Consider the following 15,254-nt stretch of genomic DNA (forward strand, 5'->3'; position numbering starts at 1 on the left):
CTCTCGCGCGGGACTCAGGCGGCCAGGTGGGCGCGGATCTGGCGCTTGGTGCGGCCGAGCAGCGCGCTCATCCCGCGGAGCCGCAGCGGCGAGACGGCCTCGGACAGGCCGATGGTCTGCGGGAAGTCGTCGGGAACGGCGAGCACCTGCTCGGGCGTCAGGCCGTCGAGGCCCTGGGCGAGGATCGAGGCGAAGCCGCGGGTGGTCGGCGCCTCGCGCGGCGCGGTCGCGTGCAGGTGGATCACGTCGCCGTCGAACTCGACGACGATGAAGACCGGCGACTGGCACTCCTCGACCCGCTCGAACAGGTCGGGGTGATCGCGGTAGCGCTCGGGCAGTTCGGGGAGGTCGTTCGAGAACTCGAGGAGGAGCTGGAGGCGCTCCGGCTTCTCGAGGGCGAGGAACTCGTCGCGGATCTCGCGGAGCGCGGGGCCGAGCAGGTCGGTGGCGGGGGTGTCGGTGGTCATCGCTTCCATTCTTCCCTACGCGGGGACGACGGGGCAGGACGCCGAGGGCCCCGGCACAGGTGTGCACGGGGCCCTCGGGTCACAGTCGGAGCGGGCCGGTCAGCGGGGCGCGGGGGCCTCGCCGGGCTCGGCGCCCTGGACGATCGGGACGCGGACGGCGCTGCCCCACTCGGTCCAGGAGCCGTCGTAGTTCTTGACGCCCTCGAAGCCGAGGAGGTGGGTGAGCACGAACCAGGTGTGCGAGGAGCGCTCGCCGATCCGGCAGTAGGCGATGACGGTGTCGCCGTCGGCGAGGCCGGCGCCGTCGCGGTAGATGCCGTTCAGCTCGTCGAGGGAGCGGAAGGTGCCGTCCTCCGCCGCGGCCTTGCCCCACGGCACGTTCTGCGCGCTGGGGATGTGGCCGGCGCGCAGGGCGCCCTCCTCCGGGTAGGCCGGCGCGGTGGTGCGGGCGCCGGAGAACTCCTCGGGGGAGCGGACGTCGATCAGCGGGTTGCCGAAGTGGGCGAGCACGTCCTCCTTGAAGGCGCGGATGTCGCCGTCGTGGCGCTCGACCGCCGGGTACTCGGCCGTGGCCGGGCTCGAGGCGTCGGTGGTGGTCGGCCGGCCGTCGGCGATCCACTTGTCGCGGCCGCCGTCGAGCAGGCGGACGTCCTCGTGGCCGAAGAGGGTGAAGACCCAGAGGGCGTAGGCGGCCCACCAGTTGTTCTTGTCGCCGTAGATGACGACGGTGCTGTCGCGGGCGATGCCCTTGGCGCCGACGAGCGCGGCGAAGGCGGCGCCGTCGATGTAGTCGCGCTGCACCGGGTCGTTGAGGTCGGTGTGCCAGTCGATCTTGACCGAGCCGGGGATGTGGCCGGTCTCGTAGAGCAGGACGTCCTCGTCGGACTCCACGACCACGAGGCCGGGGGTGCCGAGGCGCTGCTCGAGCCACTCGCCGCTGACGAGCCGTTCGGGGTGCGCGTAGGCGGCGAACTTCGGCGACGGATCGAGTTCAACGGGCAAGGGGGACCTCCAGGATGGTGCGCGGGGCGCAGACGTGGTTCTCGGATGGGCGGCGGTGCGGGCGGGCTACGCTGGAGACCGCCCTCAGCGACAGTACGCGCCCTCGTGCGCGGGTGCACGGACGGCCCCGTAAGAGTTCGACACAGTGCCGCCGGCGTCCGCCGCCGTGCGGCTCGACACAGTACTGCGACCCTGGATGCGAGACCGCGTGACCCCCGACGACGTCCGTTCGACGAGCAGCCTGACCGCGCGCTCGCCGCAGATCAGCGGCCACGAGATCGCCTCGACCCTGGTGCCGCCGCGGCAGTTCGAGGGCGCGACCTTCGAGAGCTACCGGCCGGACCCGGAGTACCCCTCGCAGGCGGAGGCCGTCGAGGCGCTGCGGGCGTTCGCGGCCGGCGGCGGCTCGAAGGGCGGCGGCGGCGGGTTCCTCGGCTTCGGCCGGAGGAAGGCGCCCGCGGTGAAGCCCGGCGTCTACCTCGACGGCGGCTTCGGCGTCGGCAAGACCCACCTGCTCGCGGCGATCTGGCACGCGGTGCCCGGCCGCACCTACTTCGGCACCTTCATCGAGTACACCGCCCTGGTCGGCGCCCTCGGCTACGCGGCGACCGTGTCCCTGCTCAAGGGCTCGGCGCTGCTCTGCATCGACGAGTTCGAGCTGGACGACCCGGGCGACACGATGCTGATGACCCGGCTGCTGGGCGAGCTGGTCGCCTCCGGCACCCGCATCGCGGCGACCTCCAACACGCCGCCGAACGCGCTGGGCGAGGGGCGCTTCGCCGCCGCGGACTTCCTCCGCGAGATCCACGCGATGGCGGAGCACTTCCAGACCATGCGGATCGACGGCACGGACTACCGCCGCCGCGACATCGAGGGCCACGCGGTCACCCGCTCGGACAGCGAGATCGACGAGCTCGTCGCCACGGCTCCCTCCGGCGCCGTCGTCACCGACGACTCCTTCCGGGCGGCGGTCGACCACCTCGGCTCCGTGCACCCCTCGCGCTACATCAAGGTGATCGACGGGGTCGACGCCATCGTGCTCCGCGACGTCGCCACTCTCACCGACCAGACGGACGCGCTGCGCCTCGTCGCCTTCATCGACCGCGTCTACGACGCGCAGATCCCGGTGCTCGCCTCCGGTGTCGCGCTCGACGAGGTCTTCGGCGGCGACATGCTCAGCGGCGGCTACCGCAAGAAGTACCTCCGCTCGATGTCGCGCCTGATCGCGCTGACCTCGATGCGGCCGTTCGCCTGACGACGGACCGGCTGCTGACGACGGACCGGCGCCCGACGACGCGACGGCGCGCGGCGTCGGTCCTCCGCGGCATCTCCCCGGCTCGTGCGCGGGGGATCCGCGGCGCGCTGTAACGCACTGTTCACACGGGAGCCGTGCTCGTAACATCCGCGAAACCTCGTGCCGCACGGGTCGTAACGTCGCGCGGCCAGACTGTCGGCTACCCGAGGTGACCCGACACCCCGCGTCCTCCGAGACGCCGTGTCTTCGGGGTCGTGCAGCGACTGCCGGCCCGCATCGGGCTCTGCACTGCCCTCACTCACGACTCCTGCACGACTCTGCTTACTCACGAGAGGTTCAACAATGGATCAAGGCAATACCGCGTTCCTGCTCCTGGCGGCGGCGCTGGTCCTGCTCATGACCCCCGGGCTCGCCTTCTTCTACGGCGGTCTGGTCCGAGCGAAGAGCGTCATCAGCATGATGATGCTGAGCTTCGGCGCGATGGGCCTGATCGGCGTGCTGTGGGTGCTCTACGGCTACGCGATCACCTTCTCCAACGCCGGTGTGGGCGACTTCGTCGGCATCGACGGCGTCCTCGGCATCGACCTCAGCCAGCTCGGCCTCGCCGGTGCCTACGCCGAGGCCCGCGGTGACATCGAGTCCGCGTACCCGACGCTCGCCTTCGCGGCCTTCCAGGCCACCTTCGCGATCATCACCGTCGCGCTCATCTCGGGTGCGATCGCCGACCGCGCCAAGTTCGGCGCGTGGATGGTCTTCGCCGGCGTCTGGGCGACCATCGTCTACTTCCCGGTCGCCTCGTGGGTCTTCAACTTCGCCCTCGACCCCGAGACCGGCGCCACCTCGGACGGCGGCTGGATCGCCTACAACGTCGGTGCGATCGACTTCGCCGGCGGCACCGCGGTGCACATCAACGCCGGTGCGGCGGCCCTCGCCCTCGCTCTGGTCCTCGGCAAGCGCGTGAACTTCACCAAGGGCGCGCACCAGCCGCACAACCCGCCGTTCGTGCTCCTCGGTGCCGGCCTCCTCTGGTTCGGCTGGTTCGGCTTCAACGCCGGCTCCGAGCTCGCCGCCGACGGCATCGCCGCGATCGCCTTCCTCAACACCATCGCTGCACCGGCCGCCGCCATCATCGGCTGGCTGATCATCGAGAAGATCAAGGACGGCAAGCCCACCTCGATCGGCGCCGCCTCCGGTGCCGTCGCGGGTCTCGTCGCGATCACCCCGGCCTGCGCCGTGCTCTCGCCCTTCTGGGCGATCGTGCTCGGCCTGATCACCGGTGCCGTCTGCGCCCTGGCGATCGACCTCAAGTACAAGCTCGGCTACGACGACTCGCTCGACGTGGTCGGCGTGCACCTCGTCGGCGGTCTGATCGGAACGCTCTACATCGGCTTCTTCGGCACCGATGTCGGCCTCTTCCTCACCGGTGACGCCAGCCAGCTCGGCAAGCAGGCCCTCGCGGCCTTCACCGTCCTGATCTACTCCTTCGTCCTCACCTACGCGATCGGCTGGGTCATCCAGAAGACGATCGGCTTCCGCGTGAAGAACGAGGACGAGATCGCCGGCATCGACACCGCCATCCACGGCGAGGCGGGCTACGTCCTCGCGGACTAGTCCTCGCTGACGGGTTCCGCGCTCGACGCGCCACCCCGGGGGAGCCGGCTCTTCGGAGCCGGCTCTTCTCGTTTCCGGGCTAGGGTTTTCAGGTGCCCTCCTCACGCTCGGTCGTGTCCCTGCTCCTCCGACTGCTCGGCCGCGCGAGCGCTCCGCGCGCCGACGCCGGCGCCCCCGCGCAGCGGCCGTACCTGAGCACCACGGCGCCCACCCCGGGCGCGAACGGGATCGGCAGGACCTCCGAGGTCGACCCGACCCGGCTGCGCGGCGTGCACCTCGGCTACGCGCCGACGCCGGACGGCGATCCCGATCCGGGCGAGGTCGTCTGGACCTGGGTGCCCTACGAGGAGGACGACGGCCGCGGCAAGGACCGCCCCGTCCTCGTCCTCGCGGTCGAGAAGGCCGGCACGGCGCTGGCGATCCGGTTGAGCTCGAAGGAGCACGACGGCTACCTCGCGGTCGGTGCGGGGCCCTGGGATCCGGAGGGGCGGCCGAGCTTCGCGGACCCGGAGCGGGTCTTCCGCGTGCACCCCGCGGGGATGCGGCGCGAGGGCGCGGCGCTGGAGCGGGCGCGGTTCGACGCGGTCGCGCGGGTCGTCTCGGCGCGGTACGGCTGGCGCTGAGCCGGCGCCGACCTCCGGCGGTCCCGCCTAGGCGCTCGGGGCGATGCGCACGAGCTCCGGGTGCTTGGCCGTGCGGCCGTCGCCGGAGGACGTGCCGGTGAGCCGGCGGCGCAGCCACGGCGCGACGTGGGTGCGGTAGTACTGCGCGGAGCCTCCGCTCGCTGCGGCGGTCCGCTCGGGCGCCTCCTCGGTGGCCGGCGGAACGGGCAGGCCGAGGGAGCCGAGCACGCGGGCGCTGACGCGGTGGTGACCGCGCGGGCCGAGGTGCAGGCGATCCTCGGACCAGAGCGACGGGTCGGCGAAGGCCGGGTCGGTCCAGTTGTCGGCGACGACGATGTCCGGGCGCTGCCGCGTGCGGCGCAGGACGGCCGAGGTGAGGGCGTCGCCGCGACGCTTGATCAGGCGGCCTAGCGGCAGCCGCGCGGACGGGTCCGGGGCGGAGAGGGCGATCAGAACGACGCCCTCGGCGTCGCAGCGGGCGAGCACCTCGAGGTAGCGGTCCGCGATGCGCTCGATGTCGGCGCGCGGTCTGAGCATGTCGTTGCCGCCCCCGTTGAAGGAGAGGTGGGTCGGCCGCAGGGCGAGCGCGGGCTCGAGCTGCTCGTCGACGATCGGGTCGATGAGGCGGCCGCGGATGGCGAGATTGGCGTACTCGATCGGCTCGCCGAGCGCATCCGCCCAGCCCTGCGCGGTGAGGTCGGCCCAGCCGCGGGCGGTGCCGTCGGGGAGCTCGTCGCCGACGCCCTCCGAGAAGGAGTCGCCGATCGAGACGAAGCGGACGGCGGTCATCGGCGCGGCGATCGGGGCGGGGTTCCGGTGCGGGGCATCGTCGCACTGTAGCCCGGGAAAGCGTGTACCGTCGGCCGCATGGATCAGGACTCGCCGACCTCCGTCGAACTGCCGGACGGGGTCGGGCGCCTCGTCCTCGTCGATCCGGACACGCCGCCGAAGGACTCGCCGCGGCCGTATCTGCATCCGCTGCGGACGCCCGCCGGGCGCGTCGTCAGCGATCTGCGGCCCGCGGACCACGACTGGCATCTCGGGCTGTCGCTCGCCGTGTCGAACATCACGATCGGCGAGGACGAGCTCGACACGAACCTGTGGGGCGGGCCGACCTGGCTGACCGGGACGGGCTACCGGCAGGTGGACAACAACGGCTCGCAGCGGCCGGAGGGCGCGGATCCGGGCGATCTCGCGCTGGGGTGGTTCGATGCACGCGGGCGGCGGTTCCTCGACGAGCGGCGGCGGCTGAGCGTGCGGCGGCTCGGGGACGTGACGGTGCTGCGGATCGAGAGCCGCTGGCGCGCGCTCGGGGAGCGGCTCGTCTTCGGCTCGCCGACCACGGCCGGGCGGCCGGACGCGGGGTACGGCGGGCTGTTCCTGCGGCTGGATCCGTCGTTCGAGGGGAGTGTCGTGCGCGGGCCGGACGGGGCTGTCGCGGAGCCGATGGGGATGGTGTCGCGCTGGCTCGCGGTGGCGGACGGGAGCGCGACGGTGGCGCTGCGGGCGGACGAGGGGAGTCCCGTCGATCCGTCGACGTGGTTCGTGCGGACGAGCGGGACGCCGATGCTGTGCGCGGCGCCGTTCTTCGGCGCGACGTGGACGCTGGACGCGGGGGCGGAGGCGAGCTGGAGCTGGCAGGTGCTGCTCGCGGACCGGGTACTGGGTGCGGAGGAGATCGAGGCGAGCTGGGGGCGGGGCGGCTGAGTGCTGGCGGGGCGGGTCTCGATACGCCGCTGCGCGGCTACTCGACCAGCATGCAGGGCGTGCTGCGCGGCTACTCGACCAGCATGAGACGGGCCGCTGCGGCGGTGGTCGGCGGGCAGGAGTTGCGCGGGTGGGCGGACAGCAGGAGCCGAGGGGGCGGTGGCCCCGGGACGAGGAGGAGCGGACATGGAGCGGACCGGGAGGCGGGTGCTGCACGGCGCGCGGAAGGTCGACGCGGGCGGGACGGTCGAGGACTTCTGGCTGGTCGCGGACGACGGGGTGATCGTCGAGGTCGGGGCCGGGGGCGGCTGGGAGCGGGCGGCGGAGGGTGCGCGGGTGCACGACGCGGCCGGGCTGACCGCGACGCCCGGGTTCGTCGATCTGCACGTGCACGGTGGGGCGGGCCGCAGCTTCGACGAGGGCGCGGACGGGATGCGGGCGGGACTCGCGCTGCACCGCGCGCACGGGACGACGCGCTCGCTGGTGAGCCTGGTGTCGGCGCCGCTCGCGCAGCTGGAGGCGTCGCTCGACGTGGTCGCCGCGCTGGCGGCGGAGGATCCGCTCGTCCTCGGGGCGCACCTGGAGGGGCCGTTCCTCGCGCCGTCGCGCTGCGGGGCGCACGATCCGGCCGCCCTGATCGCGCCGACGCCCGAGGCGGTCGAGCGGCTGCTCGACGCAGCGTGCGGGAGCCTCCGGCAGATCACGATCGCTCCCGAGCTGCCGGGAGCCCTCGCGGCGATCGAGCGGCTGACCGGCGCGGGGGTCGTCGTCGCGGTCGGGCACACCGAGGCGGACGCGACGACGACGCGGGCGGCGATCGAGCGCGGGGCGCGGCTGGTCACCCACGCCTTCAACGCGATGCCGGGCATCGGGCACCGCGCGCCGGGGCCGATCCCGGTGGCGCTGGCCGACGAGCGGGTGGTGCTCGAGCTGATCCTGGACGGCGAGCACGTGGACGCGGACGTGGCGCGCATCGCATTCGCGTCGGCGCCCGGACGGATCGCGCTGGTCACCGACGCGATGGCGGCGGCGGGAGCGGGCGACGGCGCGCACCGGATCGGCCGGCTGCGCGTCGACGTGCAGGGCGGCGTCGCCCGGCTGGAGGGCACGGAGACACTCGCCGGCTCCACGCTGACGCTCGACGCGGCACTCCGCCGCGCGGTCGCGTCGGTCGGTCTGGGGCTCGAGGCCGCGGTCGGCGCGGTCAGCGCGACGCCGGCGCGCGTGCTGGGCGCCGAGGGCGCGCTCGGCGCGCTCGCGGTCGGCCGGGCGGCCGACGTGGTCCTGCTGGACGACGCCCTGCAGGTGCGGGCGGTGTGGGCCGCGGGTGAGCCGGTGGTGACGGCCTAGAGCCTCCGCAGGGCGAGGTGCAGGGGCGCGCCGTCCCGCAGGTCCACCGACAGCGTGCGCGGGTCGATCTGGAGCGCTCCGGGCGTGCCCTCCTCGAGTTCGACGTCGAACGGCAGCCGCACGAGCACGCGCTCGCCCAGTCGCGCCGCCGCCGCGTCGAGGGGGCTGCGGAGCAGGCACTCGACGGACTCCGGGCTCCAGGAGAGCGACTCGACCCGCAGGGCGCCGCGCAGGTGCAGGCCGGTGATCCGTCCCGCCGCCCAGCGGTCGGGCAGTGCGGGCAGCAGGTGCAGTGTCGTGCCGTCCGAGCGGGCGAGCATCTGCGCGACCAGGGCGGGCAGTCCGCCCGCGGCGTCGACGTTGACGATCGCGTCGGCGTCGTGGGTGGGCATCATGTTCGGGCGCCAGTGCAGGCGGGCGAGCCAGTCGACGCACTGCAGCGCGGCGTCCGCGTCGCCGAGGGTCGCGGCGGCGACGCCGGCCTGCACGAGTCCGAACGCCATCTCCATCCGGCCGGGCGGGGCGGTCGGCTCCTCGGCGCGCCAGCGCAGCCGGGCGCGAACCGCCTCGAGCGCCGCAGCACCGAGCAGGGGATCGGCGGCGGCAGGGTCGCCCTCGTACCACCAGGGGTACAGGTGCGAGGCGTGCCGGTGCTCCGGGCGGTCGGAGAGCGCGGGGTCCTGCCACTCGGCGAGCTGCCTGTCGGGACTGACGCGGTAGCCGGGGAGCCGGGAGGCGAGTGCCTCCCACTCGGCGGCGTCCTCGTCCGTGCCGAGCAGCCGCTCGATGCGCGCGGCGATCAGCTGCGCGTCCCGGACCATCGCGACCTCGGAGGTGGCGTCCCGGGTGATCGGCGTCTCCTGGTCGCCCGGGTGGTTCTCGGGGGAGTAGCCGGGCGAGACGTGCGCCGTCCCGTCCGCGTCGATCACCAGGGCGTGCCGGTAGCAGGCGACGACCTCGCGGGCGAAGGGCCGGGCCCAGCCGCGCAGGAACTCCTCGTCGCCGGTGCTCGACCAGTGGTCCCAGGCGAGGCGGAGGATCCAGCCGCCGCCGCCGAGCCAGTACTGCAGCGGGTACTCGGCGGTGAAGTGGTTGGCGCGGCCGTGCCCGGAGATGCGGGTGGGCAGCAGGAAGCCGGGCGCGCCGAGGATCCGCTCGGCGTTGAGGCGGTAGTCGTCCTCGAACTCGGCGACGGCGGTGAAGAACGAGCGCAGCAGCTCGGGCGTGCCGGTCGTGCCGAGCGAGGCGACGCCGCCGTTCTGCACGTTCCCGTTGAGCGTGTAATCGGAGGACCAGGCCGGCGCCCAGGAGCCGGCCCAGACGCCCTGCAGGCTGGCGGGCAGCTCGCCCGTCGCCGCGATGATCGCGTGCCGGCCGGCGGCGAAGGCGCGCTCGACGAGCTCGTCGCTCGCCGCGGGGTCGGCGCGCACCTCCTCGATGCTGCGCGGGGTCGCGGCGCCGAGGGAGAAGGAGCAGGCGCCGACGAGCCGCTCGTGCGGGGTGGTCGCGGCGGGGTAGCGGGCGAGGACCGGCGGAGTGACGGGTGCGGGCGCGGTCGAGGTCACCGAGACGCGCAGCTCCAGCTCCAGCTCGCGGGCGCCGGAGACGCGCCAGGCGGGCCAGGTCGCGTCGCGCTCCCTCACGGCGGACTCCTGGCCCCGCAGCAGGCGCGCGACGACGAGGGCGGAGCGGAAACCGGTGGGGCGCGGGTGGCGGGGCACGGTCTCCAGGGCGAGGGTCTCGCCGCCGTCGACCGCGCGGACGAGGGCGTGCTCGCGGTGGTCGCGCGGGGCGTCGGGGCCGAGATCGGGCTCGGTCGGCTCGGTCGGCTCGTCGGCCGGGGCGAGCCGGAGCAGGCCGGAGAAGGGCGAGTCGGCGCGCACCGTGACGAGGAGCCGGTCGGCGCCGCGGTCGGCGCGGACGCTGACCGTGAGTCCCGTCGGAAGGGTCAGGGCAGCGGTGCCCGTCGGGTAGTCGACCGAGCGCTCACGGGTGCCGCCGGACGACCCGGTGGCCAGCTCGAGCCGGAGGACTCCCGCGGGCACCAGCGGGTCGGCGTTGAGGAGCGAGCCGTCGTGCCCCTCCTCGGCCCAGGCGCGGGTCTGCCACTCCTCGATCCGCTCCGCGTCCGCGTCGCTCACGGGCGCCCGGTCGAGCAGCGCGCGGATCGCCGGCAGCAGGGGAGCGAGCAGCGGCGGCCCGACCAGCGGGTCGACCGGCAGGCGGAGCCGCTCGTGTGAGAGCGAAACGACCGCGCCGCCGCCGACGTCTCCCTCGCCGCCGTCTCCCTCGCTGTCGGGGCCCTCGTACAGCGCCGCGCCCGTCGTCCCGGTGCCGACCATCACCCCGGTCTCCCAGGTCCTGGCCTCGGTGCTGCCGTGGAAGCCTCCGGAGCCGTCGTCGGTGTCCACCGGGGTGCTCATCGGGGCGCGATCGCGAGCCGCAGGCGGCGCGGCTCGGCCGTGGAGCCGCCGAGCAGGATCCGGGTGCCGGCGACGCGATCGGCGCCGCCGACGTACGTGAACATCTCGCCGTCGTCGAAGACCGGCGGAACGCCGTCGCCGGGATCGGTGTCGATCGAGAGCACGGCGGCGTCGGTGGCGACGGTCGCGACGGCTCCGTCGAGCCACCAGCCGTCCTCGAGCGCCACGGCGCCCGACACGAGTGCGTCGCCGTCGACGACGAGCTCCAGCGCGTAGCGCGTCTCGAGTCCGGTGAAGGAGACCGTGACGTCGATGCCCGTCTCGTCGACCTCGACCGCCACCTCCGTCCGCAGCTCGACGTCGAAGCGCTCGCGCCGGGCGAAGTCCATCACCGAGAAGAAGCGGCCCTCGCTGTCCGGGACGGCGGTGACCGCGGGCGCGTCGGCGCCGAGCGTGTCGTAGTAGCCCGAGACCCGCCGCTCGACGAGCACCGCGCCGCGCTCGGTCGGCTCGAGGGTCTGCGGTCGGGCGCAGCCGAGCGAGAAGAACGCGGGGGAGACGCGCAGCGAGCGGAGGACGAGCCCGTGCGCGCGCGCCCGGAGCAGGGTCGCGGAGTTGGCGAGGCCCGAGCCGATCCGGCCGGTGCTCGCGAAGTCGCTGCCGGCCGAGACGGACACGGAGAGCGCGCCCTCGCGGCGGCGGAGCAACCGGCTGACCGGATAGCTGCGCGTGACCGAGCCGGGCGTCGCGGCCGGCTCGGGCAGGAGTCCGCCGATCTCCGGGCGGCGCAGCAGCTCGGCGAGGTGCCGCTCCGGCTCGCGCAGTGTGCGACCGAGGATCTGCCCGACGATCCGGGCGGCGTCGCGGTCGCCGTCCTCGAGTGCGAGCAGGCGGTAGGGCGAGAGCAGGTTCTCGACGTCGTAGGGGATGGTCTGGTCCTGCCGGCGGGAGTGCACGCACTCGATCTCGCCGTCGTCTTCGACCAGGCCGGCGATCGCGCGGAGGTTCCGCCGCACCGGCTCGAGCAGGGACGGCCGGTCGAGGTCGTGCGCCAGCGTCAGCAGGCTCGCGTTCGTGACCTCGGTGGCGTAGACGGCGCTGCGCTCGCTGTACTGCCCGTCGGCGTCGATGTCGATGCCCTCGGCCAGCCAGACGTCGGCGCGGTCGAGCAGCGCGGCGGCGAGGGCCCCGGACGCGCCGGCCGCCGAGCGCCCGCCGTGCACGTGCACCGCGAGGGCGGCGAGTGCGCTCGCCAGCTCCCAGCGGTGGTTCGGCGTGTGCACGCCGCCGGCCAGCATCGCGGGCGAGGCGGCGACGGCGATCGCGGCGAGACCCTCCCGGACCGCGTCGAAACCGGCGGGCAGGTGGCGGTCGAGCAGCTCGACGCAGCCGCAGAGGTCGTTGATCGTGAACGCCGTGTCGGGCGGGGAGGCGAGATTGCCGCTGCTCGAGAACAGGCCGCTGTCGAGCTGCTGGGCGGCGAGGTGCCGCAGGTACGTCTCGGCGGCGTCCCGCGATTCCGGACCCTCGTCGCCCTCGGCGATCGCCAGGGCGACCAGGGAGGTGATGGCGCGCATGGTGGGTCGCGGGCCGAGCCCGGTCAGCGGCCGCCGGGCGCGCGCGACGAACTCGTCGCCGCGCACGCGGGCGTCCGCGATCAGCCGGGCGGCGTAGGGGGCGTCGTCGACGGTGATCACGGGGTCTCCACGGGGCAAGGATCGGAAGCGGGGGAAGGAACGGAAGCGGGGGAGAGGCGCAGGCTCACGACCTCGAACGGCCGCAGCTCGAGCGCGATCCGGCCGTGGTCGACGCCCAGCAGCGCCGTCCCCTCGGCGTCGCGGTCGAGCAGGTCGACCTCGCGGACGCCGCTGAGCGGATGCGCGACGACCAGCGCCGTGCGGACGCGGCCGCCGAGCGCCTCGTGCAGCCGCACGATCACGTCGCCGCTGTGGTCGGCGGCGAGGGTGACGGTGTCGACGACCACGGTCGGGTCCTCGACGGTGACGAGCGCCTCCGGGATCGAGCCGCCGAGGACGACGCGCGGCGCGGTGCTCGCGGCGAAGCCGGCCCGGACGGCGTCGGCGATGCCGGGCGCGACCGTGAGCGTGCTGAGGAACTCGTGCTCGCCCTGGTCCGCCTCCGGATCGGGGAAGGTCGGCGCGCGCAGCAGCGACTGGCGGACCACGGTGCTCACGCGGCCGTCGTCGATCGTGCGCTGCACGTCGTAGCCGTAGACCGCGTCGGAGGCCACGGCGACGCCGAAGCCCGGCTCGCCGACGTGCAGCCAGCGGTGCGCGCAGATCTCGTACTTCGCCGCCTCCCAGCTGGTGTTGGTGTGCACCGGGCGGCGGACGTGGCCGAACTGCGTCTCGGCCGAGGAGTGCTCGGCGTGCACGTCGAGCGGGAAGGCGAGCTTCAGCAGCTTCCGCCGCTCGTGCCAGTCGACGACCGTGCGGATCCGGACCGCGGGCTCGCGCGGATCGAGGGCGATGGTCTGGGTCGCCGTGCTGCCGCCGCGCCCGAAGCTCCGGCGGACGACGACGCCGGCGCCGTCCTCGTCGAGCTCGACCGTGCCGTCGACGAGGTCGACGACGGTGTCGCGGTAGGCGGCGTCGAGGTCCCAGGCGTCCCACTGGTTGGGCTCGTCACGGTGCAGCTGCAGCAGGTTCCCGACGCGACCGGCGGGCAGCAGCTCGCGCCCGGAGTCGCGGTCGAGGATGCTCGACAGCTGCCCGGTGGCGGTGACCACGACGACGAGGCGCGGCGACTCGAGGACGAAGCCCTCGCCCTCGGCGCGCACGGAGAGACCCTCGGCGGCCGCCACCACAGCCTCCACCGCGGCCCCGCCCCGCGCCGGTACCCCGCCGACGACGACGGGCGCCGCGTTCAGCGCGATCCGCCGCTCGCCCGGCCCGACGAGCACCGCGAGCCGCTCGTCGATCATCCGCTCCAGGGCCGCCGTTACCTCGGCGTGCGTGCGCTCGGCCTCGCGGTGCACCCAGGCGATCGCGGTGCCGGGGAGGATGTCGTGGAACTGCAGCAGCAGCACCCGCCGCCAGAGCGCGTCGAGCTCGTCGAACGGGAACGGCACGCCGTGCCGCAGGAACGCGACGCTCGCCCAGTGCTCCGCCTCGGCCAGCAGCCGCTCGTTGCGCCGGTTGCCCTGCTTGGTGCGGGCCTGCGAGGTGAGGATGCCGCGGTGGAACTCGAGGTACATCTCGCCGGACCAGACCGGCGGGTCGGCGTACTCGGCCTCGGCGGCCGCGAAGAAGTCGTGCGCGGAGGAGAACTCGAGGCGCGGCGAGCCCTCGAGATCGGACTGCAGCCGGGCGAGCGCCATCATCTCGCGGGTCGGCCCGCCGCCGCCGTCGCCGTAGCCGAACGGCATCAGCGAGCGAGTCGCCCGCCCGTGCTCCTGGAAGTTGCGGACGATGCGCGCCAGCTCGGTCGGCCGCAGGTCGCCGCTGTAGGTGTTCGAGGGCGGGAAGTGGGTGAAGATCCGCGAGCCGTCGAGCCCCTCCCAGACGAAGGAGTGGTGCGGCATCGCATTGGTCTCGTTCCAGCACATCTTCTGCGTGAAGAACCAGCGCAGGCCCGCCTTCCGCAGCAGCTGCGGCAGCGCGGCCGGGTAGCCGAAGGAGTCCGGCAGCCAGCCGACCTCGCTGATCGCGCCGAACTCCTCCTGGAAGAACCGCGCGCCCTGCTGCAGCTGGCGCACCAGCGACTCGCCGGAGGGCATGGTGACGTCGGACTCGACCCACATGTTGCCGACCGGGACGAAGCGGCCCTCGCGGACCCGCTCGACGATGCGGGCGAAGATCCCGGGGTGGTGCTCCTTCATCCAGGCGAACTGCTGGGCGGAGGAGCAGGTGAAGACGGCGTCCGGGTCGCGGTCCATCAGATCGAGCACGTTGGAGAAGGTGCGCGCGCACTTGCGGACGGTCTCGCGGGTGGGCCAGAGCCAGGCGGAGTCGATGTGCGCGTGGCCGGTCGCCGAGATCCGGTGCGCGGAGTGCGCGGCCGGTGCGGCGAGCAGCGGCGCGATCACCGCGCGCGCGTCGGCGACGGTGCCGGCGAGGTCGTCGGGGTCCAGGGCGTTCAGGGCCCGGGTCAGCCCGGCGAGGATCTCGTGCCTCCGCGGTTCGGTGACCGGCAGCTCGTCGTGCAGCCCGCGGAGGACGCCGAGCTCGAGGCCGAGCCGCTCGGCGACGGTGTCGACCAGCACGACGCAGAAGCGGCCGAGCCGGTAGAGCGGCTCGACGGGCGCAGTGGCGCGGTCGCCGAACGGGGTGGGCGAGAAGCCGCCAGGGCCGGCGAAGTCGTTCCCGCCGGTGAGGTCCGGGTTCGAGGCGCCCTCCACCCAGACGAGGAACTCCTCGCCGGGAGCCGCGTCGAGCGGCACGTGATGGTTGCGCGGCTCGAGGCCCTTGAGCACCCGGCCGTCGGCGGCGCGGGCGAGGCCCTCGCACTGGAAGCCGGGCTTGGCCCGGTCGAAGCCGAGGTCGAGGGAGAGCTCGATCCGGAACCGATCGCCCGCCTCGACCCGGCCCGTGTGGCCCCACCTCTCCGGCACCGTCCCGGTCACCCGGAACCAGGTGGTGTCCCAGGCGGCGCCCCACGGCGCTCCCGGCTCGATCGTCTCGTACGTGTTCCGCGGGTCGGTCGCGGTCTCGACGCCGACCGGCTCGCCGACCGCCGTCCACGCGGCGACGGCGAGCGGGAGGTGCTCGGCCGTCACCGCGAGGGGGAGGCGCTCGGCGAGGAAGCGGTCGACGCGGGCGGCGGCCTTCAGGTCTTCGGGGCGCATCTCGTCGTG

11 protein-coding genes are annotated in these 15,254 nt (G+C 74.1%); 5 read left to right on the forward strand and 6 right to left on the reverse strand.

Translation table 11 applies throughout. The annotated features are described in order from the left end of the window. Positions 1 to 14: 14 nt before the first annotated feature. Together EDF22_RS07410 and EDF22_RS07415 are read right to left on the reverse strand one after the other, a co-directional pair. Positions 15 to 467 carry a SufE family protein gene (locus tag EDF22_RS07410; protein WP_123445868.1) on the reverse strand — a complete coding sequence of 151 codons (453 nt, stop codon included), beginning with the start codon at positions 465 to 467 and terminating at the stop codon, positions 15 to 17. A 99-nt stretch (positions 468 to 566) separates the two neighbouring features. Beyond that, complete coding sequence (locus tag EDF22_RS07415; protein WP_123703598.1) at positions 567 to 1,469, reverse strand: sulfurtransferase; 903 nt, start codon at positions 1,467 to 1,469, stop codon at positions 567 to 569. 208 nt (positions 1,470 to 1,677) lie between these two features. On the opposite strand from EDF22_RS07415, the gene zapE reads away from it, so the two are divergent. From zapE to EDF22_RS07430, 3 genes are all read left to right on the forward strand, one after another. Next, positions 1,678 to 2,724, forward strand: coding sequence for a cell division protein ZapE (zapE, locus tag EDF22_RS07420; protein WP_260303335.1), 1,047 nt, complete (start codon positions 1,678 to 1,680; stop codon positions 2,722 to 2,724). A 342-nt stretch (positions 2,725 to 3,066) separates the two neighbouring features. Continuing rightward, positions 3,067 to 4,335 carry an ammonium transporter gene (locus tag EDF22_RS07425; RefSeq protein ID WP_123445871.1) on the forward strand — a complete coding sequence of 423 codons (1,269 nt, stop codon included), beginning with the start codon at positions 3,067 to 3,069 and terminating at the stop codon, positions 4,333 to 4,335. A gap of 92 nt (positions 4,336 to 4,427) precedes the next feature. After that, the gene (locus tag EDF22_RS07430) at positions 4,428 to 4,958 is read left to right on the forward strand and encodes a type II toxin-antitoxin system PemK/MazF family toxin (RefSeq protein WP_166649619.1); all 531 of its coding nucleotides are present in this window, start codon (positions 4,428 to 4,430) and stop codon (positions 4,956 to 4,958) included. Between the two features lie 27 nt (positions 4,959 to 4,985). Here the strand turns inward: EDF22_RS07430 and EDF22_RS07435 are convergent, their stop codons facing one another. Further along, positions 4,986 to 5,747, reverse strand: coding sequence for an SGNH/GDSL hydrolase family protein (locus EDF22_RS07435; RefSeq protein WP_123703603.1), 762 nt, complete (start codon positions 5,745 to 5,747; stop codon positions 4,986 to 4,988). Between the two features lie 78 nt (positions 5,748 to 5,825). On the opposite strand from EDF22_RS07435, the gene EDF22_RS07440 reads away from it, so the two are divergent. Then, on the forward strand, positions 5,826 to 6,665 hold the full coding sequence (locus tag EDF22_RS07440) for a DUF6807 family protein (protein ID WP_123703605.1): 840 nt from the start codon (positions 5,826 to 5,828) through the stop codon (positions 6,663 to 6,665). Between the two features lie 186 nt (positions 6,666 to 6,851). After that, positions 6,852 to 8,015 (forward strand): N-acetylglucosamine-6-phosphate deacetylase, encoded by a 1,164-nt coding sequence (locus EDF22_RS07445; RefSeq protein ID WP_123703607.1) that lies wholly within the window; start codon positions 6,852 to 6,854, stop codon positions 8,013 to 8,015. On the opposite strand, the gene EDF22_RS07450 is transcribed toward EDF22_RS07445, so the two are convergent. The 3 genes from EDF22_RS07450 to EDF22_RS07460 are packed head-to-tail and all read right to left on the reverse strand — an operon-like array spanning position 8,012 to position 15,245. After that, positions 8,012 to 10,438, reverse strand: coding sequence for a glycosyl hydrolase family 95 catalytic domain-containing protein (locus tag EDF22_RS07450; RefSeq protein ID WP_123703609.1), 2,427 nt, complete (start codon positions 10,436 to 10,438; stop codon positions 8,012 to 8,014). The two genes, EDF22_RS07445 and EDF22_RS07450, sit on opposite strands and share 4 nt — an antisense overlap. After that, on the reverse strand, positions 10,435 to 12,135 hold the full coding sequence (locus EDF22_RS07455; protein ID WP_123703611.1) for a hypothetical protein: 1,701 nt from the start codon (positions 12,133 to 12,135) through the stop codon (positions 10,435 to 10,437). Before EDF22_RS07455 ends, EDF22_RS07450 begins: the two co-directional genes overlap by 4 nt. Continuing rightward, entirely contained in the window at positions 12,132 to 15,245 is a 3,114-nt protein-coding gene (locus EDF22_RS07460; protein ID WP_123704795.1) for a glycoside hydrolase family 38 C-terminal domain-containing protein, read from the reverse strand. Before EDF22_RS07460 ends, EDF22_RS07455 begins: the two co-directional genes overlap by 4 nt. Positions 15,246 to 15,254 lie beyond the last annotated feature (9 nt).

The organism is Rathayibacter sp. PhB127, assembly GCF_003751665.1.
Classification (GTDB): domain Bacteria; phylum Actinomycetota; class Actinomycetes; order Actinomycetales; family Microbacteriaceae; genus Rathayibacter; species Rathayibacter festucae.